Raw genomic sequence first — 23976 nt, 5'->3', positions numbered from 1 at the left:
GGTCAGGACACCTGCGCCGGGGCGCTGATCCGTGATTTCTTGCGGTAAGCCCCCGGCGTCAGGTCCGTCCAACGTTTGAAGGCGCGGTGAAAATTCGCCGCCGAGGCAAAGCCGACATCAAGCGATATCGCCTCAATGCTCTTGCCCCCCTGCGCCAAATCCCGGATCGCCAGATCCCGGCGCAACCCGTCTTTGATCCCCTGAAACGACGTGCCTTCCGCGTCCAGCCGCCGCATCAATGTGCGCGGCGTCAGGTGCAACTGCTGCGCCGCGTCCCTTAGCCCGGCCTCCAACCTGTCCGAGGCCAGCAATAATTCCCGCACCCGCAGCGGCAGCGCGTGTTCATTCAGGCTGGTGAAAATCCAGTCGCGCGGCGCACGGATCAAAAATTCCTGCATCTCCGCCTCTGTGCGCGACACCGGCATCGGCCCCACGCTGGCATCAAAACTCACATAGGACTTCGCCTGCCCAAACCGGATCGCCGCCGGAAACAGGATCGGATAATCTGCGGCAAACTCCGGCCGCTCAAAACAAAACCCGACCGAGGTCAGCGGCAGCTCATACCCCGCCAGCCAGGACGCAACCCCATGCGTCAGCTTGAGCAGCAACATATGGCCAAACCGCTGCGGCGCCTGATCCCCCCGTGGCAACAAGGCCATGCGCAGGGTTTCGCCATCGTTTTCCAACGTCATCTCGTAGTCATCGAGCAGCAGGTTCCAGAACGACGTAAACCGAAACAGCGCCGCAGATAGCGACGACGCCCCCCGCACCGAGGCGCACAGATGCTTCAGCGCACCGGGCCGGATGGTCCGGCTGCAAAGGCCCATCATCTCATCCCCGGTTTCCGCCACCACCATTTGATACAGCCGCACAATCTGGTCATGGGTCACGCGCCCCCGCGCCCCGTTCACCGCCGAAAGGCCGGTTTTGTCCAGAAAATCCGCCATCTGCCGCGCCGAACAATCACGGCGCAGCACCGCCAGCCAATCATCCAGAAAGGCACGCGACACAGTTGGCAATATTGTAAGGGTCTTTGCGCTGTTCATTGCCCCATATCGCGCAGCTTTGTCACTTTTTGCAAGTTTTGCGTCCATAGAAGAGATGGCAAGCCCCCCTTTGTCCGCTATGTATGGCGCAACGCAGCCTGCCAACCGGAGACATCAAAATGTTCACCGCCCCGACCCAAGACATGCTCTTTAACATCACCCATCTGACACAATGGGACAAAATCTCGGCTTTGCCGCAGTATGACGGGCTCGATTTGGATGACATCGGCGCGGTCCTTGAGGAATACAGCCGGTTCTGCGGCGAGGTCGTCGCGCCGCTCAATGCCTCGGGCGATCAGACCGGCGCCCAATACAACGCAGGCCGCGTGACCATGCCAGACGGCTTTACCGAGGCTTATGCCCAATTTGTCGAAATGGGCTGGCAAAGCCTGCAACACCCCGAAGCGTTTGGCGGTCAGGGTCTGCCCCGTTCCGTTGGCGCAGCGGCGACCGAAATGCTCAACGCTGCAAACATGAGCTTTGCCTTGTGTCCGCTGCTGACCGATGGCGCGATTGAGGCGCTTTTGACCGCCGGATCTGATGCGCAAAAGCAAACCTATCTGGCCAATCTCACCTCCGGCAAATGGTCCGGCACCATGAACCTGACCGAACCACAAGCGGGCAGCGATCTGGCGCTCGTGAAATCCAAAGCGGTGCCCAATGACGATGGCACCTACGCCATCACCGGCACCAAGATCTTTATCACCTACGGCGAACACGACATGTCGGAAAACACCGTGCATCTGGTGCTGGCCCGCACGCCCGATGCCCCCGCTGGCGTCAAAGGGATCAGCCTGTTTCTGGTGCCCAAATTCATGGTCGATGAAAGCGGCGCATTGGGCGACCGCAACGCGGTGCAATGTGTCAGCATCGAACACAAACTCGGCATTTCCGCCAGCCCAACCGCAGTTCTGCAATTCGAAAATGCAACCGGATTTCTGATCGGCGACGAAAACGCCGGCCTCAGCTATATGTTCGAAATGATGAATTCCGCCCGCTATGCTGTGGGTCTGCAAGGGGTCGGGATCGCCGAGCGCGCCTTTCAGCAAGCGCTCGCCTTTGCCAAGGACCGCGTGCAAAGCGCCCCGGTTGACGGCTCCACCCGCGAGGCCGTGACCATCATCCACCATCCTGATGTGCGCCGCCTTTTGGCCCGGATGCAGGCGCTGGCCGAAGGGGGCCGAGCCCTCGCCGCCTTTACCGCAGGCTGGCAAGATCTCGCCCGTCACGCCGCCAGCGAAGGGGACCGCGCCGAGGCATCTGCCATCTCTGAATTCCTGACGCCGCTGGTCAAGGGCTACTGCACCGAATCCGCCATTGATGTCGCCTCTGCCGGGGTTCAGATCCATGGCGGCATGGGCTTCATCGAAGAAACCGGCGCGGCCCAGCATTACCGCGATGCACGCATTTTGCCGATCTACGAGGGCACAACCGCGATCCAAGCCAACGATCTGATTGGCCGCAAAACCCTGCGCGATGGCGGGCGCACCGCCCTCGCCCTCGCCGCGATGATCAAAGGCACCGAGGCCGATCTGGCCGCTGGCGATCCGATCGCGCAATCCGTCGGCAAACAACTTTCCACCGCCCGCGCCGCCTTTGAAACTGTCGTGGCGCATTTTCTGGCCACTGCCAAACAAAATCCCAGCGCGGCTTATGGCGGCTCCGTGCCCTATCTGATGCTGGCCGGAAATCTGGTCAGCGGCTGGCAAATGGCCCGCGCACTATTGGCCGCTCAGGCCGAGATTGCATCGGGAAACAGCACCCCTTTCCTCAAGGCCAAAATCGCCACGGCCCATTTTTACGCCGATCACATTCTGGTCGAGGCCGAGACCCAAAAGCACCGCATCACCGGCGGCGAAGACAGCCTGCTCGCGCTTGATTTCGCCTGATCAACCGCGCCCCCCAAACGCACAAAGGACGTACCCCATGACCAAGACCATCGACATCTCCAGCTACACCAACCTTGACCTCGCCCCGCAGGACGATGGCGTCTGGGTTGTGACCCTGAACCGCCCGAAAAAGCGCAACGCGCTCGATATCGACACCATCGAAGAACTGGTTGATTTCTTCTCCCTTGCCCCTCGCGCAGAGGTAAAAGCTGTGGTTCTGGCAGGGGCAGGTGATCACTTCTGCGCCGGTCTCGATCTCATCGAACACCACGACCAAGACCGCAGTCCAGCCGATTTCATGCACGTCTGCCTGCGCTGGCATGAGGCGTTCAACAAGATGGAATATGGCGGTGTGCCTGTCATCGCCGCCCTGCAAGGCGCGGTTGTTGGTGGCGGTCTCGAACTGGCCAGCTCTGCTCATGTGCGCGTGATGGACCAGACCTGCTATTTCGCTCTGCCCGAGGGCCAGCGCGGGTTGTTCACCGGCGGCGGCGCAACAATCCGCGTGGCCGATCTGGTCGGCAAATCGCGGATGATCGACATGATGCTGACCGGCCGAGTGTACCAGGGCCAAGAAGCCGTCGATCTGGGTTTGGCGCAATACATCGTCGAAGGGTCCAGCTTTGACAAAGCCATGGAACTGGCCCGCGCGGCGGCGCAAAACCTGCCGCTGACCAACTTCGCCATATGTTCCGCGATCAGCCACATGCAAAACATGTCCGCGATGGATGCCGCCTATGCCGAGGCTGTCGTGGCCGGTGTCGTTAACACCCAGCCCGATGCCCGGTCGCGCCTCGCTGCCTTTGCCGACAAAAGCGCCGCACGGGTGCGCCCCAACAGCTGATTTCGAAAGCTCTTCGCGGAACCGGCGGGCGGCTTGATCGCCCGCTAGACCGGCATCCGCGTTTTCGAAACCCGCAGTTGGACAGTGCCTGTTTTGATCCGCCTCAGCGGCGTCATTGGCTCAATCCGGTCCTTGATTATCCTGCGCAACAGGGCACGATCTCCCTCGGCAATCGCCCGCTCCACTTGGCGCAACAGCCTTGCCACCTCAATCTGGCTCAGCATCGCTTCCTTGGCACGCAAAATCTTTGGATGCGGTGTCTGGATCAGGCTACCACGATCAATCAACAGCTCTTCATGCAATTTCTCGCCAGACCGCAAGCCAGTGATCTTGATCGCAATATCGCCTTTGCCGGTCACCGGATCTTTTTCCTGCCGCCCCGCCAGCCGGATCATCCGCCGCGCGATATCCATCACCCTTTGCGCCGCGCCCATATCCAGAACAAACACTTCGCCGCCCCTGGCAAATGCACCCGCCAACAGCACCAGCCGCGCCGCTTCGGGCATCGTCATGAAATAGCGCGTCACCTCAGGATGGGTTACCGTGACCGGACCGCCCTTGGCAATCTGGCTGTGAAACAGCGGCAAAACCGATCCAGATGAGCCCAAAACATTGCCAAACCGCACCATCGCACATCGGGTGTCCGCATGGCGTGTTTGCAGATCCTGCACCACCAGTTCCGCCATCCGTTTGGTCGCGCCCATCACATTGGCCGGACGCACCGCCTTGTCCGAAGACACCAGAATAAACCGCTCAATCCCCGCCTCGACGGCGGCTTTGGCCACCGCATGGGTGCCCAGAACGTTGTTTTTGGCCCCGGCCAGTGGATTGTCCTCCACCATCGGCACATGTTTATAAGCCGCCGCGTGCAGGATAATCTCGGCCCCATCGCCCGCAATCACCTCCCGCACCCGCGCGATGTCCGTGACCGATCCAAGCCGCGCAACCAGCTTGATCCCTGCCGCTTCGCCAAGATCAGCCAGTTCCTGCTGCACCTGATAGAGTTGGAATTCACTGTGATCGAACAGGACAACTCCCGCCGGACGACAGTCCAGCAATTGCCGGCACAGCTCTGCGCCAATGGATCCGCCCGCGCCGGTCACCATAATCATCCGCCCGGCATAGGCCTTGGCAATCTGCGGTGTATCAAGCGCGACCCTGTCGCGACCCAAAAGCTGCTCTGGCGCAACGGGACGGATCTCTCCCGGCGGTTCGCGCCCCATCAACATATCCCCAAAGGACGGCAGCACCTGCACCTCAACCCCATGAGCCCGCAAACGCCTGACCAGCGGATCCCGGCGTGCCGGTTCCATCGACGGGGCTGCCAGCACAATCTGTTCGACATTATGCCGGGCGATCAACATCGGCAATTTGCCGGCCTCAAACACCGGCAAACCGCAGATCGTCAGCCCCTGCAATTTCGGATTGTCATCCACAAAAAACGCCGGTCGCGCCTCGCAAGCCTGCAACAACGCCGCCGCCAGTTGCATCCCTGCCGCGCCTGCTCCGTAGATCGCAATGGTCTTTTGGTCCACCGACCCGGTGCGCGCAATCACCCAGCGCAGCACATGCAGCGCGGCAATGCGCACCCCGGTCGCAAACATGACAAACAGACTGCCAAATATCACCGCCACAGCAATCGCATGGTCCAGCCCGGCCAATGTCATCATCACCGCCGCAATCAGGCCCAAGCAACCGGCCGCCATCGTGACCCGCAGCCCGCTGATCATTTCAGGCGCGGTCAATTTCACCCGGTCCAACCGCACAGCCGCCACCACCAGCGGCGTGACCAAGCCCATCACAACCAGCAAAACCCATAGCTTTTGCGGGGCCTCAAAAAACACCCCACCGCCGCGCAGCACCATCGCCAGAAACAATGCTGACCACATCAGCAGGCTGTCCACCGCAATCAGGATAATCCGCTTTTTCCATCGCGGCAGAATATGCAATTTCGCAAGCTGTTCCAATGCGCCCGTCACCTGTCCTTCCTGCCCCATCAAAAACGCAGATGCTGAAGAAACCGTTAATACCGGACCCATATCCCCCTTTTTGGCTCTAAATATTCCGGGGAGTTTGAGGGGCTGGCCCCTCAATCCGCACTCACGGGTGCGGGCCATCCCGGCGCGATGACCATCACCCTTGCAACGCGCACCGTGCAATCACCTCAAACCGCCCATCGGGCCGCTGCCCAACCAGCGCCAGATCATCAATCCTCATCGGATCGGCCAGCAGCGGCGCAAAATAGTCCCGCGCGCCTTGCACCACCCGCTCCACCTCGGCCTTTGGTATCCGCCCCGTCAGGGTCATATGAAACCGGTAGGCCTCCATGACATGCGGATAACCCCAGCGCTGCAAATATCCGCGCTGCACATCGGACAATCCGGGCCGATTGCGCCGCTCAAACTCTGCCGCAGGCAAGGGCGCGCGCCACTGATCCAACCCTTCCACCACCTGCGCCGCCATGGCCCGCAGGTCCGCCGCCCCGCTTTGCGGGATCAGCGCGATAAACCGGCCAAGCGCAACAACCTCAAGATCACCGCAACGCACTGCCGCAATGCCGGTGCACAGCTGCGCGAATGCGCGGCGCAATTCCTCTAGGGTCGCCCCCTCCCGCATCTGAAACGGGGCCATAACAGTACCGTGAAACCCGTATTTGCGCGGCGTTTGGGTAAGCGCGGGCAGATTCAGATCAAGCCCATCAGCCTGCGCAACCTCGCCACCCTCACCAACGTCCCAGCCAAGCCAGGCCGCCCCGGCCGCCCCCAGATCACCCTGAGGCACAACATAGACGGCATATCGCGCATAGGCGCTCATGGCCTGCTCAGTACCACTTGGCCAAGGGCGGCAGGCTCATCAAAACCGCATCCGGGTCATGGCCGGTCTCAAGACCAAATTTCGTGCCCCGATCATAGACCAGATTGTATTCGGCATAGAGCCCGCGATGGCGCAGTTGCACGTCTTTGTCTGCCTCATCCCAAGGCATCTCGCGGCGCCGATCCGCCAGTGGCACAAAGGCCGGCAAAAACGCCGCGCCCACATCCTTGGTCAGGGCAAAATCAGCCGCCCAATCGCCGCTGTTGCGATCATCATAAAAGATCCCGCCAACCCCCCGCGCCCGTTTGCGGTGCGGGATATAGAAATATCGGTCGGCCCAGTCCTTCAGCTCATCATAAAGCGTATCGCCATGCGGATCGCAGGCCCGCTTCATCTCTGCGTGAAAATGCGCGGTGTCTTCATCATATTCGATGCAAGGGTTCAGATCCGCGCCGCCGCCAAACCACCAGGCATGCGGGGTCCAGAACATCCGTGTGTTCATATGAACCGCCGGCGCATGGGGGTTTTGCATATGCGCGACCAAGGAGATGCCCGAGGCCCAGAACCGAGGATCATCTTTCATCCCCGGAATGCCTTTGCGGGCCGCCATCGCCGACTGCGCCCGCGTGCCCAACACGCCATAAACGGTCGAAATATTAACCCCGACCTTTTCAAACACCCGCCCGCCGCGCATCACGCTCATTTCGCCGCCGCCCGCGTCCGATCCATCTTCCGATGTCCGGCTGGTTTTGCGGACCTCCATGCGCCCCGCAGGTACATCGCCGCCCTGCCGGTCTTCAAGCGCGTGAAAGGCGCTGACGATCTCGTCGCGCAACTCCCGGAACCAACCGGAGGCCTGCGCTTTTTCAGTTTCAAATGTATCGGTCATGGGCCTGCTGTCTTTGCTGTTCGGATGCAGATTAAACCGCCCGAGCGGCAGTTGAAACCTGCCGATTGCCGCAGAGCGCTTGAAATGGTGTCGGCGCCCCCCTACCCTTGCCCGGCATGGCGCCCATGGTGGCATGATCCTCACAAAGGCAGGCACGTGACAGCACAATCAGATCCTTCTCGGCCCGATCTTTCCCGCCGCCGTTTGCGCACCTGGATCAGACTGCTGCGCCTGACCCGCGGCACCGAAAACCAGCTGCGCGAATATCTGCGTGTCACCCATGACACCACCCTGCCCCGGTTCGATGTGATGGCCGCACTTTACCGCAATCAATCCCCGATGAAGATGACCGCTCTCAGCAAGATGTTGCTTGTGTCCAACGGAAATGCCTCCACCATCGTGAACCGCCTTGAAAAAGACGGGCTGGTGGAACGGGTCTCGCCCGAAAAAGACCGCCGTGTGGTCAATGTCACCCTCACCGCCGAGGGCCGCGCCCAGTTCGAAGTGCAAGCCAAGGGCCATGAGGCAATGGTGAACGATCTCTTTGACGGGTTGGAAGACGCCGATCTGGATCAGATCCGCGATCTTTTGCGCCGCGCCGATGCCGCAGAGGAGGCCGCGATCTAGCTGTTCAGAACCGCCGTCGCCTCGATCTCGACCAGCGCCTCGTCCTCAACCAGACCGGCCACGACAACCATGGTCATCGCCGGAAAATGCCGCCCCAGAACCTTGCGATAGACCGCGCCCACTTCTGCCTGCCGCGCGACGTATTCTTTCTTGTCGATCACATACCATGTCAGCCGCACGATATCGGTCACCTGCCCGCCTGCGGCCTCGACCACATCGACGATATTGCGCAGCGCCTGTTCCATCTGCCCGATGAAATCATGGCTTTCGAATTTCTGTTCAGCGGTCCAGCCGATCTGTCCGCCCACATAAAGCGTATTGTCGGCGGTTTTTACACCATTGGCATAACCTTTGGCCTTGGCCCACCCTTCGGGCTGGATGATCTCATGTGCCATACGTGTCTCCTTTACAGATGGGTCTCTAAACGGCTGCGGATGTGATCCGGCCATGGGGTGGATGCGCCTTGGGCGTCGATGAATACGATTGTCGATGTGGCACTAAACCGCTCTTCAGTGCCGCATACCGCGTGATAGTTCAGATCAAGCGATGACCGGCCGATCCGTGTGCAGCGCAACGTGATGTCCAGAACATCGCCCAACCGGCTTGGCCGTTTGAACTTGGCCTCGATCTGCGCCGTCGGGATACCGCTGGCTTGATGCATTTGGGAGAACGGAAAGTCCAGTTCTTGCTCAAAAAACGCCTCGACCGTGTCATTGGTCATCTCGAAGAACCGCGGATAGAAAACAATGCCCGCCGGATCGCAATGCCGGAACTTGATCTTTTGCCGATAGGTGAATGCCATGCTCAGACCCCCAGATACCGGTCTTTGACGTCAGCGCTTAACGCATCCATCGTGCCATGCCAGACCGACACACCCCGCTCCAGAATGACCACGCTGTCCGCAACCTGACGCAGTTCGCTGATGGTTTTATCGACCACGAGGATCGACAGGGATGTGGTCTTTTTCAGGGTCGCAATCGCTGCCCAGATTTCCTGCCGGACCACAGGTGCCAACCCTTCGGTGGCCTCATCGAGGATCAGCAATCGCGGATTGGTCATCAACGCCCGGCCAATCGCCAGCATCTGTTGTTCCCCGCCCGACAGCGAGCCCGCCAATTGATCGCCGCGTTCCTCAAGCCGTGGAAACAGCGCATGCACACGGGCAAAGTCCCACTCACCGGGCCGCGCCGAGGCAAAGAGGTTTTCGCGCACCGTCAGATTGGTGAAACACCGCCGCCCTTCCGGCACCAGCCCGATGCCAAGCCGCGCCGCCTTGTGGGCGGGCAACGCGCCGATGTCCTGCCAGTCAAACAACACCTGCCCCTGCGGGTTTTTCAACAACCGGCTGATCACCTTGATCGTGGTGGATTTGCCCATGCCGTTGCGCCCCATCAGCGCGACAACCTCGCCCTCGCGGATTGTCAGATCGACCCCGAACAGGGCCTGCGACGCGCCATAGATCGCGGTGATCTGCTCTAGCTGCAACAGGCTCATGCCGCGTCCTCCTCACCCAGATAGGCCAGCTTGACCTCGGGGTTTGTGCGGATCTCATCCACCGTTCCGGTTGCGATGATCTTGCCATAAACCAACACCGAAATCCGGTCGGCCAGCGCAAACACCGCGTCCATGTCATGTTCGACCAAGAGGATTGGCGCTTCGGCTTTCAGCGCCTCCAGAAATCCGGTCAGGGCCTGCGATCCTTCGGCGCCCATGCCCGCCATCGGCTCGTCCATCAAAAATGCTTTTGGCGACAGGGTCAGCGCCACCGCGACCTCCAATTGCCGCCGCCGCCCGTGCGACAGCTCCGATGTGCGCACATGCGCCAGATCGCGCAATTCCACCCGGTCCAGTGCCTTGTAGGCGCGTTCGAGCAGCCGCGTGTCTTTCATCGCATCACGGAAAAACTGGAACACCGATCCGCTTTGCCCGACCGCGCCAAGCACAACATTTTCCAGCACGGTAAAATCCATCGCCAGTGCCGAGATCTGGAAGGTGCGCCCCAAACCGGCCCGCGCCCGCCGTGCGGTGCTGTGCTGACTGACATCGCGCCCGTCAAAATACACCTTGCCGCTGTCGGGCTTCAATCCGCCCGCAATCTGCTTGATCAGGGTCGATTTGCCCGCCCCGTTCGGCCCGATCAGCGCATGGATCTCGCCCGGTTTCAGGTCCAGCGATATGCCGTCGCTGGCCTTGAGCGCGCCAAAGGATTTGCAGATGTTATCGACCCTCAGAATGCTATCCGTCATGGCGCACCTCCCGGCGGGCCAACCCGCCCACGATGCCGCCTTTGGCAAACAGCACCACAAACAGCAGGATCAGCCCCAGATAAATCTGCCAATATTCGGATATCCCGCCCAGCATATGTTCCAGCAGGATGTAAACCGCCGCGCCCGCCACGGGGCCAAACAGCCGCGCAACACCGCCCAGAATGATAAACACCATAATCTCGCCCGAGGTGTGCCAGCTGAACATCGTCGGGCTGACAAACCGGTTGAGATCGGCAAACAGCGCCCCGGCCAAGCCGGTGATCGCCCCCGATATGACAAAGGCCACCAGCCGCAACCGGTACACATTGATCCCCACCGTCAGCGCCCGTTCCTCGTTCTGATGCGCCCCGTTCAGCGCCAGACCAAAGGGCGATTTATTCAACCGGTTCACCAAAAACAGCACCGCCATCAGCACCACAAAACAGATCCCGAAAAACTGGATCGGATCTAGGGTATTCACCCCCGGAAACTGGTTGCGCACATAGATCGACAGCCCGTCCTCGCCGCCATAGGCCGGCCAACTGATCGCGAAATAGTAAAACATCTGGCCAAAGGCCAGCGTGACCATGATGAAATAGACCCCGCTGGTGCGCAGGCTCAGCGCCCCGATCAACAGCGCCGCCAGCGCCGATGCCACAATCGCCACCAGCCAGATCACCGGCATCAGATTTGTGCCTTCAATCACAAAAGGCACCTCCATCAGTGGCGCATAATCCTGTGCGTGGCTGGCCAGAATGCCCATCGCATAGCCGCCAATCCCGAAATAGGCCGCATGGCCAAAACTGACCAGACCGCCCTGCCCCAACGCAAGGTTCAGCCCCACACCGGCCAGCGCCAAGATCGCCGCTTTGGTTGCCAGCGTGATGATAAACGGCTCGTCCATCTGCAAGGCCACCAAAGGCACGATCAGCAGCAAAGCTCCGATCAAAAAGTTGATATATCTTTCCCGGATCACGTCACGCGCTCCCAAACAATCCGGTGGGTTTGAACAAAAGCACCCCCGCCATCAGGATATAAATCAGCATCGACGCCAACGACGATCCCACCGAACTGGCCGCCGACGGCTCCATAAATGCGGCAAACGCCCAAGGCAGCATCGTCCGGCCCAATGTATCAGTCAGCCCCACCAATATCGCACCCGCCAGCGCCCCTTTTATCGACCCGATGCCGCCAATCACGATCACCACAAAGGCAAGGATCAGCACAGGCTCACCCATGCCCACCTCAACCGACTGAATTGCGCCAACCAAGGCCCCCGAAAGACCAGCCAGCGCCGCGCCAAGGGCAAAAACCAATGTATATAGAATGGAAATATCAACGCCCAAGGCGCCAATCATCTCGCGGTCGTTTTCCCCGGCTCTGATCCGCATCCCCACACGGGTTTTCGAGATCAGCAGGAACAAACCAACCGCCACCGCCAGCCCGATCAGGATGATCGTCAACCGATAGCGCGAATACTCAATGCCCCCCGGCAACGTCAGCGTCCCTGACAGCGCCTCGGGGATATTCAAAAACAGCGGGAATGATCCAAACACCCACCGCGTCGCCTCCGAGAAAATCAGGATCAGCGCAAAGGTCGCCAGCACCTGATCAAGATGGTCCCGCGCATAAAGCCGCCGGATCACCGTCAATTCAATCAGCGCCCCAAACAGCGCCGCCGCGGCAAGGCTGGCCGCCAGCGCCAACAAAAACGATCCGGTCCAGCCCGCAACCGCCGCCGCCGCAAAAGCGCCCACCATATACAGCGATCCATGCGCCAGATTGATCAGCCCCATAACCCCAAAGATCAGGGTCAGACCGGCGGCCATCAAAAACAGCATGACGCCAAACTGTAGCCCGTTCAGGATCTGCTCAATGATAAGGATAGAAGACATTGCCCTGCCTTTGATTGTTTCACCGGCAAGGCCCCTGCCCCGCCGGTGAATGGTCATCTGCTCAGAGTTTGCACTCGGCGGCATAGACATCCTGATGGTCCGTCAGGCCGGTGCTGATGATCTTGTTGGTGTAAACGTCACCCTCTTTGATCACTTCGCGCACATAGATGTCCTGAATAGGATGGTTGTTGTTGCCGAACTTGAAGTCACCCCGCACCGAAGCAAAATCTGCCTCTTTGAGTGCTGCGCGGAACGCATCCTGGTCTTTCACATCGGCCTTGCCCATCGCGCTGATGATCAGGTTGGCCGTGTCAAACCCTTGCGAAGCATAAAGCGAGGGCAAACGGCCGTATTCCGCCTGAAAGGTCTCGACAAAGGCTTTGTTCGCCGCATTGTCGATGTCCTTGTTCCACTGCGATGTGTTCTGCACACCCAGCGCCGCATCGCCAACCGCCTGCAAGATCCCCTGATCAAAGCTGAACGCCGGGCCGACAACCGGCAGGTCAATGCCGCTGTCTGCATATTGCTTGAGGAAGGAAATCCCCATGCCGCCGGGCAGGAAGAAAAACACGCTGTCCGCATCGGATGCGCGGATCTGCGCGATCTCGGCGGCATAATCGGTCTGGCCCAGCTTGGTATAAAGCTCACCTGCCAGATCGCCGGAATACATCCGTTTGTACCCCTTCAGCGCATCCTTGCCCGCCGGATAATTCGGCGCGAGGATAAAGCTGTTTTTGTGCCCGACCGAAGACGCATGTGCGCCCGCCGCTTCGTGCAGGTTGTCATTCTGCCATGCCACGTTGAAATAATTCTCGTGGCAGCCCTTGCCGGCCAATTGGAACGGGCCCGCGTTTGGCGACAGATAGAACTTGCCCTGCGCCGTTGCGCTTGGCACCACGGCCAGCGCGAGGTTAGACCACACGATGCCGGTCAGGATATCCACCTTTTCGGACTGGATCATCTTGTCGGCCAGTTGCACGGCCACATCCGGCTTGCGCTGATCATCCTCGACCACCACTTCGATGCCGTCATTGCCCGATTGCTTCACCGCCAGCAGGAACCCGTCACGGATATCCACACCCAGACCTGCGCCGCCGCCGGTCAGTGTGGTGATCACACCGACCTTCACCTTGGCATGACCATCCGCCACGGCGGCACCCGCCATCGCCAAAGCAACAGCAGTGGCCGCGCCCAATGTCTTGAGGCCCATCTTGGCCATCTTTGTTGTTTGCATTTTTCGTCTCCCTGGTAACTTTGGCCCGTCATTGCGCAGGCCCTTTCGGCACGATGTGCCAATCGCGAACCATTTTCCATGGCTTTGTGGACGTGACGCTACTTTAGAGCGGAATTTATTTCAAGTTCAAAATATTTGAGCTTGAAATGTCAGTCCAAAACAAGAAACGGCGGCACAGTCCGCACTGCACCGCCGCTCCATTCTTTGCTGTGGTTTGGATCAGTTGCTGGCTTCGACAGCCGGACCAACAGACACCAGATAGGCCCAAACGTCTTTTGCCGCCTGCTCATCTTTCAGGCGGAAAGACATCTTGGATTTGGCTTTCTTGTCATCCAGATAGGCCCGCAGGTACTTCTTGGAATCGGCTGTGAAGGCCACAAATTCCGCCTCGTTCCACGCCAGACCGGCCTCGCCCGCCGCCTTCAGAGACTTGCCGTATTTCTTGCCAAAGTCCTCATCGCTGCCCGCAACGCGGCCAAAGATGCCATAAAGGTTCGGGCCACTGCGCCCGCCCTTGGCAATCGCTTCGCCATCCGCATCAACCACGGAGTGGCAGGATTTGCACTTCTTAAACACGGCCTCACCGGCCGCGGCGTCACCTGTGGCGTGACCATCTGCAAACGCAGGGCCAGCAGCAAGGGCAAGCCCCAGAACAGCCAATTTCAATTGTTTCATCTCGGAACTCCTTTTCGGTATTCACTCTGCCTAATATGGCGATATCGGCTTCTACCCCAAAATGCCACCAGTAGAAATATTCGAAAGGCGCATTGGCGTCTTTGTCGCAGCAGCCTGTTCCGGGCCAATTCCGCTTGCACATCACCGTCCTTTTGGTTTTGACAGGGCAACCTTTCCTGATCGGGCTTTTGATGACCAACACCACCGATAATCTCAAGATCATGATCCCCGCATGGGTGGATGGCACCCTGACCCCTGTTGAAAAGCTGGAGACCCATCTGCGCGGTCTGCGCCATCTCGCCGTGTCAGTCTTTGTGATCCGCGAGGGCAAGATCCTGATCCAGCGCCGGGCGCTGTCCAAATATCACACGCCGGGCCTCTGGGCGAACACCTGCTGCACCCATCCCGCGTGGGACGAACCCCCCGCCGATTGCGCCACCCGCCGCCTGACCGAAGAGTTGGGGATCACCGGCCTCTCCCTGTCCCATCGCGGACAGGTCGAATACCGCGCCGAGGTCGGCAACGGGTTGACCGAACATGAACTGGTTGAGGTTTACCTCGCCGATGCCCCCGATGACATGCCGCTGGCCCCCAACCCGGACGAGGTCATGGACACCCGCTGGATCACGCTGGAGGATCTCAAATCCGAGATCGCCCAAGACCCCGATGCCTTTACACCTTGGTTACATATCTATCTGGACCGCCACAGCGACATGATCCTTGGCCTATAGGCCTTGGCGCTCGTAGATGCATAGAACGTAGTCTTTTCAATGCCTTATGTGTTTTCCACGGACGGGCATTACATCTTTTTCAGCTAGGTTTCGCCGCGAAACCTAGGGTTTTTCCAGCAGATGCTGCAATTCCAACATCACCGAATCCATAATGTCTGACGAAAGCCCCCTGCCCTGCAGCCGGATGACATAGCCTTGCGAATCCTCCTCGCGGCGCAGTGTGATTCCGCTGGAAAGATGTAGCGTTTCATTGTCCTGCCAGCCCGGCTTGGGTGTCTTGATCGCCGGTCGTCCACCCCGGCTTTTGTCCTTTGGCGCACCGTCAAATTCCGCCAGTGCCAGCCCCAACAATTCCGCCTCACGCTGCGGCGTTGAACCTTGGTCCGTTGCCAACACCTCCCGAAGGCGCTCTCCCCCGCCTTGGCGCAAGGCCTGGGCCAGCTTCAGCCCTTCTTTTTCCCTGAGCATTTCAGGAAATTTGAACATATCCCCCAGCTCTTCAAAAATCAGGGCAAAGGATCTGATCTTGCTCCGCTTGGCCTTGGACGCAGACGGGAAAAGCGCATCAACCGCTGCCTCGACATTCACAAACGATCCCTGCTGCACCGCGATCACCACGATCCGTCCCCGTTCAAAATGGCTAAGCGAGGCGCGAATCTCATTCTCTTCGATCATCGCTGCAAAGGCCCCGCCCATCTGATCTGGGTCGCGCAAGACCGCTTTGATGGTGCTATATTTTTCTTCTCCGGTCAGCTCGAACAAGTGCTGCATCGCCTTGAACCGCCGAAAGCCGGACAGGATGCCGTATTGCGGGCCGTCTGGCTCAGGGTTCGGTAGGGCAAACACTTCGATCGGGAGGCGCAAACCGTTCAAAGAAATGGAGGTCTGAAGCTCAGACATTTCCTCGGCATTCAGCACGGTCCGGTCCCGGATCATCGCATCCGCCTGAATACGGGCCAGTGGCAGTTGCATGATCACCAACCCCTGCTCGCGGGCGGCGCGCATGGCTTTGGCGTCTGCCTGATCACGGGTCTGCGCGCCCTCAACCATGGCATCTGCGCTGTCAGCGGCGACCTGCGCAATCGGGGCGGCAAGCCCGCCACGGCGCGGGGAGGTTTCGCGGCGAAACTCCTCCTCGATGCGGCTTAGATCATCAACACTGGGGGTTTCCAGTCTTTTACGCTTTACCATCTTCCTGCGCCTCCATCTGTACATCGCGCCACCAGGTGCCAAGCAGGATTTCCTTGATCTCGGCCCAGGTCCGGTCAAACGTCTCGCGTCCCCGGACATAGGTGTCACGGTTAAACTCTCGGTAATCGGCCTCGTAGATCCCATTCACCTGCTCACCTGCCTGCCCGACCATGGCGGTCATTTCCTGCCGGTAGGTGGTCATGAAATCCCCAAAATAGGCCTGAATGACATTGGCCAGATCGGTCTGCTGGGCGGCATCAAAGCGGGTGATCAACGCCCGCACCGCGTCCCATTCAAACTTCATTTCGGGCAGGTCATTTTGCCGCCTGATCCGGTTTTCGCCCTCTTCGATGCTGGCGAAAGTCGAATAGAGCATGTCAAAGAACCGGCCCGTTGAATCAAATTCGAGGAACGAAGCGCCAAGCGGGACCAAGAGGATATCAGCCGCCGACAAAGCGTTGATCGTCAGATAGCCAAGGGCAGGGGGCGTATCGAGCAAAATGATGTCGTAGTCCTCCAATATCTTGTCCGACTGCAACGCATTGGCAAGCGCATCCCAAAGCGGCCAAGACCGCGCTTGCATCCGCCAGACCGGCACCTGAAATTCCGCCCAGTAAAGGTTTAGCTGCGCACCGATCAGATCAATGTTCGGCCAATGGGTGGACTGGATCAGGTTTCGCGGCGAAACCTCAAGGCTTTCGGTTAAGGTTTCGTCAAGAGGCAGTGCGCTGCGTCCCGCCGCGGCGCGGGTCTCATTCTCGGCCTGCACATGACGGGCATAATCACGCGCCAACAGCGGGAAGGCAGTCTGCCATTCATCCTCGACCTGACCGCCCATGATCGATGTCATTGACCCCTGACTGTCCAGATCAATCACCAACACGCGATAGCCGTCCAGCGCGGCAGACATCGCCAAATGTGCAGCGGTGGAGGTCTTGCCAACACCGCCCTTGAAATTGGCCACGGAAATGACCTTGGCCGGCTGACCCTCGGGCCGCCAGGATTTGTATTGTTTGGCAGATGACCCCTCGCTGGCGAAATGATCACGCAGGGTTAACACCTCTTCGAGAGTGAACCACTTGGAGCCGCCTTCGCCAGCCCCTTGGGGCAAATCCTCATGCGCCTTGAGCACCCGGCGCAGATGGGCGGGCGCGATATCCAGCAGATAGCGGCACACCTCCCATGTGGAGAACTTTCGCAGGCGTTTGCGCCCATCCGGGGAATAGCCCCGCTTGGCCAGATCATCGCGCCCCTTGGCGGCAAAGGTCGCGGCTTTTGCGAATCGGACGGTGTCGATAGGATCCGATAAACGCGCCGCTGCTTTCGCAGGGTCGATGTTGAAATAGGGGGGCGGGGCAGGTTTGCTCGATGATGTCATAAGACCTCAGCTATGTGCGCATGTTTTTCAAATGTCAGCGAAACAATCGCACATCCGGGATCATATGTGAACTTGAACTTGCAATCCCATTCGGCAGAATCAATTGACCAAAAGAACACAACAAAGGTTGTAGAATCTTTGAGATCTTTAAGGACTTTCAGCATCAAAAATTCATTTAGCTGCAATAGTTTAAGATGTTTTCGGTGCCAGTATACAGGACCAAGGGCACCAGATAACAGGATCAAAGGCACCTAAATACGGGAGGAAAGGTGGCGATTCGCAGGGGGAAGGGGTGCTTTCTACGGTATTGTGCGTGTTAGAGCCGGTTATCGCCCGTTGTAGCGCCATTTCGTTAAACCCGATCCCGTAAATGGGTCCTTTAGCCTGAGGCGGAGACCTGCGCCGTGCTGCCAAACTAAGGTACCCAAAAAAACTTGCAAGCGGGTACCGTAAAGCGACATACTGCGCCAAAGGCACAAAAAGGAATCGAACCTTTGGCCATTCGAGCAAGTAAGACCGACGATATACCCCGAGACCAACTGACCGGTGCCTTGCGGCGCGGGGCGGTGAAGAAACATGTGGCGGCGATCCATGTGTCCGGCAAGCTGACTTTGCTGCAACGCAAGCTGTCCAATGTTCTGTTGCTGAACGCCTATGACACGCTGACCGATCAGCAAACGCATCTGATTGATGCCCGCACCTTGTGCATGATGATCGGCTATAACTCCAACGATATGGACACGCTCAAACAGTCACTGCGCGGCCTTGCAGAGACTGTTGCGGAGTGGGACATGCTGGATGACAAAGGCCAGCAGGAATGGGGCGTTTCAAGCCTGCTCAGCTATGCCAAGCTGAAGGGAGGGGTCTGTGAATATGCCTATTCTCCGGCGCTGGCGGAAAAGCTGAACGATCCAAAGGTTTTTGCGCTGATCAATCTGAACATCCAGCGGCGGTTCACCAGCGGGCATGCGCTGGCGCTTTATGAAAACTGCTATCGGTTTGTGCGGACCAAAAGCACCGGTTGGTGGTCGCTGGATCTGTTTCGCAGGCTGATGGGGGTCGACGACAGCCCGTATTACCAAAGCTACAAACATCTGAACGCCAAGATCATCAAGCCAAGCGTGGCGGAGGTGAACAAGACCTCCAACATTGTGGTGACGCCGGAAGTGCGCAAACGGGGCAGGGAGGTTGTTGATATCCGGTTTCACATCGGTGAAAACCCGCAGCTGGCCATTCTGGACATGGATGACGGGGCAGGGGTGCGCAATGCGCCGGTCTATGGGCGGTTGCGCGAGATGGGGTTGAGCGACCGCTTGGCGCGGCAATGGATCGCGGAACATGGCGAGGATCAGGTGGCGGCCAAGCTGGCTTATGTGACGGGGCAGGCTGGAGTGGAAAACCCGGTGAGATACCTCAAGGCGGCGCTGCGCGATGACTATCAGGCGCAGGTGAAGGCACCCACACGGCCCGAAGTCGCGGCGCGGGCCGCAAAATTGGCAAAGGTGCGTGATCTGGCAGCGGCGCGGACCCCGACCCAACGGGATGCGGACAAACGGCTGTTCCTGTCACAATTGACCGAGACACGCCAGCGCGACGATTTTGACCGTCACGGCTGGATGTCTGCGATCAATTTCGCAGCTATTGTCGATTTTTGGGAAGAGATGGGCGCGTAGCCCGTGCAGGGCGTTAGCCGCCGCGCACGGTGTCGATCATCAGTTGCACATTGGCGGGATCGGCGTCTGGGGTGATGCCGTGGCCAAGGTTAAAGATATGCGGCCCACCTGAGAGCGCATCGACGATCTGGCGGGTTTCGCGGATCAGATCCTCACCGCCAGAGACCATATGCCGCGAGGCCAGATTGCCTTGCACACATCCGGCGGATTGTACGTTTTCAGCAGCCCAAGCAGCGCTCACCCCATCGTCGAGCGCGATACAATCGGCGCCAATCGCGGCATGGGCCCCGGTGTAGCGTTCGCCTGCACCGCGCGGAAAGGCGATGATCGGCGTTTCGGGGTGTTTTTCCTTGAGCGCTTGGGTAATCTTTTGCATCGGCTTGAGAGAATAGTTCTCAAAATCAGCGCCTTGCAGTGATCCGGCCCAGCTGTCGAAGAGTTTGACCACCTCTGCGCCTGCCTCGACCTGGGCAGAGAGGTAGTGGATTGTTGCCTCGGTGATCCGGTCGAGCAAGCCGTCAAACACGGCGCGGTTTTCGGCCTTGAGCGCATGGGCCGGCCCCTGATCCGGGGTGCCGCGCCCGGCGATCATATAGGTGGCAACGGTCCAGGGCGCCCCTGCAAAACCGATCAGGGTGGTTTCTTTGGGCAGTTCCCGGGAGAGGATTTTCACGGTCTCATAGATGGGGTTCAGGGTCTCGTGAATGTCATCCAGCGGTTTGAGCGCGTTCAGCTCTGCCTCGGTGGTGATGGTGGACAGGCGCGGCCCTTCGCCGGTGACAAACCAAAGATCGGCACCCAGCGCCTGAGGCACCAGCAGGATATCGGCAAAGAGGATCGCGGCGTCAAAGCCATAGCGGCGAATGGGTTGCAACGTCACCTCGGCAGCGAGATCGGGGTTGTAGCAAAGCGACAGGAAATCACCGGCCTGCGCCCGCGTGGCCTTGTATTCGGGCAGGTAACGGCCCGCTTGCCGCATCATCCAGATCGGCGGCGTGGGCAGTGTTTCGCCCGCCAATGCGCGCAGGATTGTTTTGGTCTGTGTCATGGGGATCTTTCCGGCTTTGTCGTCTGCTGCATCATGCTTTTTCGCGCTGCCACATACAACAGTTGTCAGCCTGAGTGTACAGGGGTACGAAAGCGCCATGACATATGATCTTCCTTCCCCGCAGAACCCGTTGAACATTGGCACACGCGGATCGCCGCTGGCGCTGGCACAGGCGCATGAAACCCGTGAAAGGATGGCCAAGGCCTTTGATCTGCCGTTCGAGGCCTTCACGATTGTGGTGATCAAAACCACCGGGGACAAGATCATTGACCGGCCCTTGAAAGAGATCGGCGGTAAGGGGCTTTTCACCCGCGAGATCGAAGAGGATCTGGCGGCAGGGCGCATTGATATTGCGGTGCATTCGATGAAGGATATGCCCACCTATCAGCCCGATGGCCTTGTGTTAGAGACGTATTTGCCCCGCGAGGACGTGCGCGATGCGTTTATCTCGCCGCGTGCAAAAGCGCTGGAGGATTTGCCTGCGGGCACGGTTGTCGGCACCTCAAGCCTGCGGCGCAAAGCGCAGCTGAAACTGCGGCGGCCGGATCTGGAGGTTGTGGAATTTCGCGGCAATCTGCAAACCCGCCTGATGAAGCTGGATCAAGGCGTGGCAGAGGCGACATTTTTGGCGATGGCGGGGTTGAACCGGCTCAATATGACGGACGTGCCAAAGACCGCGATTGAAACCGATGTGATGCTGCCCGCCGTGGCGCAGGGCGCGATCGGGATCGAGCGGCGGCAAAATGACACACGGGTCGCCGATATGCTGGCTGCGATCCATGACGGGCCAACGGGCCAGCGTTTGGCAGCAGAGCGGGCCTTTTTGACGGCGCTGGACGGGTCATGCGAAACCCCGATTGCCGGATTGGCGGAGCTGAACGGCGGCGGGTTGTTCCTGCGCGGTGAAGTGTTGCGCCCCGACGGGTCAGAGGCGATCAGCGACGCCCTGCGCTGTCCTATCGAGGACGGCGCAAAGGCGGGGCGTGAAATGGCCGAAAAGATGCTGGCCCAAGCGGGGCCAAAGTTTTTCGACTGGCGCTGATCAATCCTCAAAAATTGCCAGACCCAGCCATTCGGCTACAAGGGCAGGGGTCTTTTCGCCCTCGATCTCAATGGTCAGCAGGTTTTCACGCAACAGATCTGTTGCGCTGCGCTTGGTGACTTTCTGAAGCGTGAACCGCCCGCGCAGCCGCGCCCCGGCGCGCACCGGCATCAGAAACCGCAGCTTGTTCATGCCGTAATTGATGCCCATCACCTGACCGGGCAACATCGGAAAGCAATCATAGGCAAAGCGGCTGGCGAGAGAGAGCGTGAGGAAGCCATGGGCGATGGTGCCGCCAAAGGGGGTCTCTGCCGCCGCGCGTTCGGGATCAACGTGAATCCATTGAGTGTCAAAGGTGGTTTCGGCAAACTGGTCAATCATCGGCTGGTCTACCGTGATCCAGTTTGACACGCCCACTTCGGTCCCGAGGTGGGCTTCGGCATTTGAAAAAGCAGTCTCTAATGCGGACATTTTCGCCTCCCTTATGATGGATCGGAGGACACGCGCACCATGCGCTTGCCCTTGTTGTCACCGGCCAACAAACCAATCAAAGCCTGCGGCGCGTTCTCAAGACCATCAACGATGTCCTCGGTCACTTTGATCTGGCCCGTGCCAACCCAATGCTGCATCGCGCGCAGACATTTGGCATCGTTCTGGGCAAAATCCATCACGATGAATCCCTCCATCTTGAGCCGTTTGACCACCACAACACCGGGCAGATTGCGCGGGCCGGTGGGGTTTTCGGTGTCATATTGGCTGATCGCGCCGCAGCAGATCACCCGCCCGCGTTCGTTCATCACGTTCAGTGCCATTTCAAGCACTGTGCCGCCGACATTGTCGAAATAGACATCGACGCCATCAGGGCAGGCACTGCGCAACGCCTTGAAGAACCCCGGAGCGCGATAATCAAGGCAGGCGTCAAAGCCCAGATGGTCAGTGACCCAGGCGCATTTTTCTGCACCCCCCGCAATGCCAACAACTCGGCAACCAAGCGCCTTGGCGATCTGGCCGACGTAACCGCCTACAGACCCGGCAGCAGCAGAGACCAGCACGGTTTCGCCCGCAACAGGTTGGCCGATGGACATCAACCCGTGATAGGCGGTTTTGCCAGCGATGCCATAGACCGACATCAGATGGGAAAGTGTCTCTACCTTGGGCATTTTCATCACTTTATGCGCGGGCATTGTGATCACCTCGGACCATGTCGCCTCTGCCGCGACGATGTCACCGGGGGCAAGTTTCGGGCTGTTGGACTGCATCACCTCGCAGATCGCATAGGTGGGCATCGCGTCGCCCTTTTGCACGGCGGCGCGGTAGGTCGCACCCTTCATCCAGGACCGGTTGGCGGCGTCGATGGACATGAGGACCACCCGCAACTGCACCTCGCCTGCGCCGGGTTCTGGCGTGGCGGTTTCGGTCATGGTGAAATGTTCCGGGCCGAGGGCATCTGTGGGCAGTTCGGCAATCACGATTTGTCGGTTTGTCATGGGTTTGTCCTTGCGGTTAAGCTGCGCTGAGGTCAGCGGGGGATTTATGAGTAACGAAATGCGGCAACACCGATTTACAGCGCCCAAAGGCGCGGCGGATCTGATTTTGATCCGGCATGGTGAGACACAGGCGGCTGTGCGCGGCCAAAATTTTCCGATGGTGGCCGGGCAGGGCGATCCGGCGTTGCGGCCCGAAGGCCATGCGCAGGCCGAGGCGGTTGGCGCACGGCTGCGCGATCATCCGATTGACGCGATTTATGTGACGACGATGCAGCGGACCCATCAAACCGCTGCTCCGCTGGCGGCGCATCTAGGGATGACGCCACGGGTTGAGGCCGATTTGCGCGAGGTGTTTCTGGGCGATTGGGACGGCGGCGAATTCCGGTTTCGTGCGGCAGCGGGCGATCCGGCGATCCTGCGAGCGCGAGACCGGCATGAATGGGGCGAATTGCCCGGCGCAGAGACCACGGCGGCGTTCCAATTGCGGGTGCGGCGCGGGTTGTTGCGGATTGCGGCGGCCCATGCAGATGAACTGGTTGCGGTGGTTGTGCATGGCGGCGTAGTGGGGGCTGCGCTGGCGCTGGCCACGGGGGCCAAGGCGTTTTCCTTTAGCGGCGCGGCCAATGGATCCATCTCAAGGCTGGTGGTGCATGGCGAAGAGATGATCGTGCGCGGGTTCAACGATTGCGCCCATCTGTGAGGGCGCAACCGGCTGTGTGATATGTGAGACTGCGACGCCATTCAGGGTCTAGTCTACCGTCACGACAACTTTGCCCAGAACCTTGCGATCCTGCATCAACTCAAGCGCCTCGGCGGCGTTTTCCAGTGGAAAGCGGGCCGAAATGCGCGGCTTGATCTGGCCATCCGCGTACATTCTGAACAGGTCCGACATGTTCTCGGCATGGCCTTGCGGCTCCCTCAAGGTGGAGGCACCCCAGAACACGCCGACGATCTGGCAACCTTTGAGCAAGGTCAGGTTCAGCGGGATTTTGGGAATGCCAGCGGGGAAGCCGACGACCAGATAGCGACCCTTCCACGCCAGCGCCCGAACGGCGGGTTCCGCATAATTGCCGCCCACCGCGTCATAGACCACATCGACGCCTTCGCCGCCCGAGAGTTTCTTGATCTGGGAGGAAAATTCCTTTTGGCCGTCCCGGTCCAGCTCGCGAGGGTAAACCAGTGTTTCGTCAGCACCCAGATCGCGGCAGAACTGCGCTTTTTCCTCGGAAGATACGGCGGCGATGACCCGTGCGCCTGCGGCTTTGCC

The 23976-nt window shown here is 59.4% G+C and carries 25 protein-coding genes; 7 read left to right on the top strand and 18 right to left on the bottom strand.

Annotated elements, in window-relative coordinates:
- Window positions 1-2 precede the first annotated feature (2 nt).
- On the bottom strand, window positions 3-1046 hold the full coding sequence (locus tag C8N31_RS18910; RefSeq protein ID WP_025046846.1) for a helix-turn-helix domain-containing protein: 1044 nt from the start codon (window positions 1044-1046) through the stop codon (window positions 3-5).
- Window positions 1047-1129: 83 nt separating this feature from the next.
- On the opposite strand from C8N31_RS18910, the gene C8N31_RS18905 reads away from it, so the two are divergent.
- Together C8N31_RS18905 and dmdD are read left to right on the top strand one after the other, a co-directional pair.
- On the top strand, window positions 1130-2935 hold the full coding sequence (locus C8N31_RS18905) for an acyl-CoA dehydrogenase family protein (protein WP_025046847.1): 1806 nt from the start codon (window positions 1130-1132) through the stop codon (window positions 2933-2935).
- 37 nt (window positions 2936-2972) lie between these two features.
- Window positions 2973-3779, top strand: a complete 807-nt coding sequence (gene dmdD, locus C8N31_RS18900) for a methylthioacryloyl-CoA hydratase (RefSeq protein WP_025046848.1) — start codon at window positions 2973-2975, stop codon at window positions 3777-3779.
- Between the two features lie 44 nt (window positions 3780-3823).
- On the opposite strand, the gene C8N31_RS18895 is transcribed toward dmdD, so the two are convergent.
- The 3 genes from C8N31_RS18895 to hemF form a co-directional block, all read right to left on the bottom strand.
- Complete coding sequence (locus tag C8N31_RS18895; RefSeq protein WP_478126601.1) at window positions 3824-5668, bottom strand: polysaccharide biosynthesis protein; 1845 nt, start codon at window positions 5666-5668, stop codon at window positions 3824-3826.
- A gap of 244 nt (window positions 5669-5912) precedes the next feature.
- Window positions 5913-6593 carry a DUF1045 domain-containing protein gene (locus C8N31_RS18890; RefSeq protein ID WP_025046850.1) on the bottom strand — a complete coding sequence of 227 codons (681 nt, stop codon included), beginning with the start codon at window positions 6591-6593 and terminating at the stop codon, window positions 5913-5915.
- Between the two features lie 7 nt (window positions 6594-6600).
- Window positions 6601-7482 (bottom strand): oxygen-dependent coproporphyrinogen oxidase, encoded by an 882-nt coding sequence (gene hemF / locus C8N31_RS18885; protein ID WP_025046851.1) that lies wholly within the window; start codon window positions 7480-7482, stop codon window positions 6601-6603.
- 156 nt (window positions 7483-7638) lie between these two features.
- Between hemF and C8N31_RS18880 the strand changes: the two genes are divergently transcribed.
- The gene (locus tag C8N31_RS18880; protein ID WP_037910959.1) at window positions 7639-8109 is read left to right on the top strand and encodes a MarR family winged helix-turn-helix transcriptional regulator; all 471 of its coding nucleotides are present in this window, start codon (window positions 7639-7641) and stop codon (window positions 8107-8109) included.
- Here the strand turns inward: C8N31_RS18880 and C8N31_RS18875 are convergent.
- The 8 genes from C8N31_RS18875 to C8N31_RS18840 form a co-directional block, all read right to left on the bottom strand.
- Window positions 8106-8504, bottom strand: a complete 399-nt coding sequence (locus C8N31_RS18875) for a RidA family protein (protein WP_025046853.1) — start codon at window positions 8502-8504, stop codon at window positions 8106-8108. The genes C8N31_RS18880 and C8N31_RS18875 overlap by 4 nt on opposite strands.
- An 11-nt stretch (window positions 8505-8515) precedes the next feature.
- A complete protein-coding gene (locus tag C8N31_RS18870) occupies window positions 8516-8911 on the bottom strand; it encodes an acyl-CoA thioesterase (RefSeq protein ID WP_025046854.1) in 396 nt (131 codons plus the stop codon).
- 2 nt (window positions 8912-8913) lie between these two features.
- Entirely contained in the window at window positions 8914-9603 is a 690-nt protein-coding gene (locus C8N31_RS18865) for an ABC transporter ATP-binding protein (protein ID WP_025046855.1), read from the bottom strand.
- On the bottom strand, window positions 9600-10355 hold the full coding sequence (locus C8N31_RS18860; protein WP_025046856.1) for an ABC transporter ATP-binding protein: 756 nt from the start codon (window positions 10353-10355) through the stop codon (window positions 9600-9602). Before C8N31_RS18860 ends, C8N31_RS18865 begins: the two co-directional genes overlap by 4 nt.
- Window positions 10345-11331 carry a branched-chain amino acid ABC transporter permease gene (locus C8N31_RS18855; protein WP_025046857.1) on the bottom strand — a complete coding sequence of 329 codons (987 nt, stop codon included), beginning with the start codon at window positions 11329-11331 and terminating at the stop codon, window positions 10345-10347. The genes C8N31_RS18860 and C8N31_RS18855 overlap by 11 nt, the downstream gene beginning before the upstream one ends.
- 1 nt (window position 11332) lies before the next feature.
- A complete protein-coding gene (locus C8N31_RS18850) occupies window positions 11333-12250 on the bottom strand; it encodes a branched-chain amino acid ABC transporter permease (protein ID WP_025046858.1) in 918 nt (305 codons plus the stop codon).
- A 61-nt stretch (window positions 12251-12311) separates the two neighbouring features.
- On the bottom strand, window positions 12312-13460 hold the full coding sequence (locus C8N31_RS18845; protein WP_025046859.1) for an ABC transporter substrate-binding protein: 1149 nt from the start codon (window positions 13458-13460) through the stop codon (window positions 12312-12314).
- A gap of 243 nt (window positions 13461-13703) precedes the next feature.
- On the bottom strand, window positions 13704-14159 hold the full coding sequence (locus C8N31_RS18840; protein WP_025046860.1) for a c-type cytochrome: 456 nt from the start codon (window positions 14157-14159) through the stop codon (window positions 13704-13706).
- A 191-nt stretch (window positions 14160-14350) separates the two neighbouring features.
- Between C8N31_RS18840 and idi the strand changes: the two genes are divergently transcribed.
- Window positions 14351-14890 carry an isopentenyl-diphosphate Delta-isomerase gene (idi, locus tag C8N31_RS18835; protein ID WP_037917676.1) on the top strand — a complete coding sequence of 180 codons (540 nt, stop codon included), beginning with the start codon at window positions 14351-14353 and terminating at the stop codon, window positions 14888-14890.
- A 102-nt stretch (window positions 14891-14992) separates the two neighbouring features.
- On the opposite strand, the gene C8N31_RS18830 is transcribed toward idi, so the two are convergent.
- Together C8N31_RS18830 and C8N31_RS18825 are read right to left on the bottom strand one after the other, a co-directional pair.
- The gene (locus C8N31_RS18830; protein ID WP_025046862.1) at window positions 14993-16081 is read right to left on the bottom strand and encodes a ParB/RepB/Spo0J family partition protein; all 1089 of its coding nucleotides are present in this window, start codon (window positions 16079-16081) and stop codon (window positions 14993-14995) included.
- Window positions 16068-17459: an AAA family ATPase gene (locus C8N31_RS18825; protein ID WP_025046863.1), complete on the bottom strand. Its 1392-nt coding sequence runs from the start codon at window positions 17457-17459 to the stop codon at window positions 16068-16070. Before C8N31_RS18825 ends, C8N31_RS18830 begins: the two co-directional genes overlap by 14 nt.
- A gap of 494 nt (window positions 17460-17953) precedes the next feature.
- Between C8N31_RS18825 and C8N31_RS18820 the strand changes: the two genes are divergently transcribed.
- Window positions 17954-19132: a replication initiation protein gene (locus C8N31_RS18820; RefSeq protein ID WP_231476696.1), complete on the top strand. Its 1179-nt coding sequence runs from the start codon at window positions 17954-17956 to the stop codon at window positions 19130-19132.
- A gap of 13 nt (window positions 19133-19145) precedes the next feature.
- Here the strand turns inward: C8N31_RS18820 and hemE are convergent, their stop codons facing one another.
- Window positions 19146-20180 (bottom strand): uroporphyrinogen decarboxylase, encoded by a 1035-nt coding sequence (gene hemE / locus C8N31_RS18815; protein ID WP_025046864.1) that lies wholly within the window; start codon window positions 20178-20180, stop codon window positions 19146-19148.
- Window positions 20181-20277: 97 nt separating this feature from the next.
- Between hemE and hemC the strand changes: the two genes are divergently transcribed.
- Entirely contained in the window at window positions 20278-21222 is a 945-nt protein-coding gene (hemC, locus tag C8N31_RS18810) for a hydroxymethylbilane synthase (RefSeq protein ID WP_025046865.1), read from the top strand.
- Here the strand turns inward: hemC and C8N31_RS18805 are convergent, their stop codons facing one another.
- Together C8N31_RS18805 and C8N31_RS18800 are read right to left on the bottom strand one after the other, a co-directional pair.
- The gene (locus C8N31_RS18805; protein WP_025046866.1) at window positions 21223-21693 is read right to left on the bottom strand and encodes a MaoC family dehydratase; all 471 of its coding nucleotides are present in this window, start codon (window positions 21691-21693) and stop codon (window positions 21223-21225) included.
- Between the two features lie 11 nt (window positions 21694-21704).
- Window positions 21705-22709, bottom strand: a complete 1005-nt coding sequence (locus C8N31_RS18800; RefSeq protein WP_025046867.1) for an NADP-dependent oxidoreductase — start codon at window positions 22707-22709, stop codon at window positions 21705-21707.
- A 46-nt stretch (window positions 22710-22755) separates the two neighbouring features.
- Here C8N31_RS18800 and C8N31_RS18795 point away from each other — a divergent pair, with 46 nt between their 5' ends.
- A complete protein-coding gene (locus C8N31_RS18795; protein WP_025046868.1) occupies window positions 22756-23409 on the top strand; it encodes a histidine phosphatase family protein in 654 nt (217 codons plus the stop codon).
- 48 nt (window positions 23410-23457) lie between these two features.
- Here the strand turns inward: C8N31_RS18795 and C8N31_RS18790 are convergent.
- Window positions 23458-23976 (bottom strand): zinc-binding dehydrogenase (locus tag C8N31_RS18790; RefSeq protein WP_146173152.1); only part of this gene is annotated, 519 nt, incomplete at its 5' end.

It is taken from the genome of Sulfitobacter mediterraneus (genome assembly GCF_003054325.1).
Taxonomy (GTDB): Bacteria; Pseudomonadota; Alphaproteobacteria; order Rhodobacterales; family Rhodobacteraceae; genus Sulfitobacter; species Sulfitobacter mediterraneus.
This window is presented reverse-complemented; position numbering and strand designations above follow the sequence as displayed.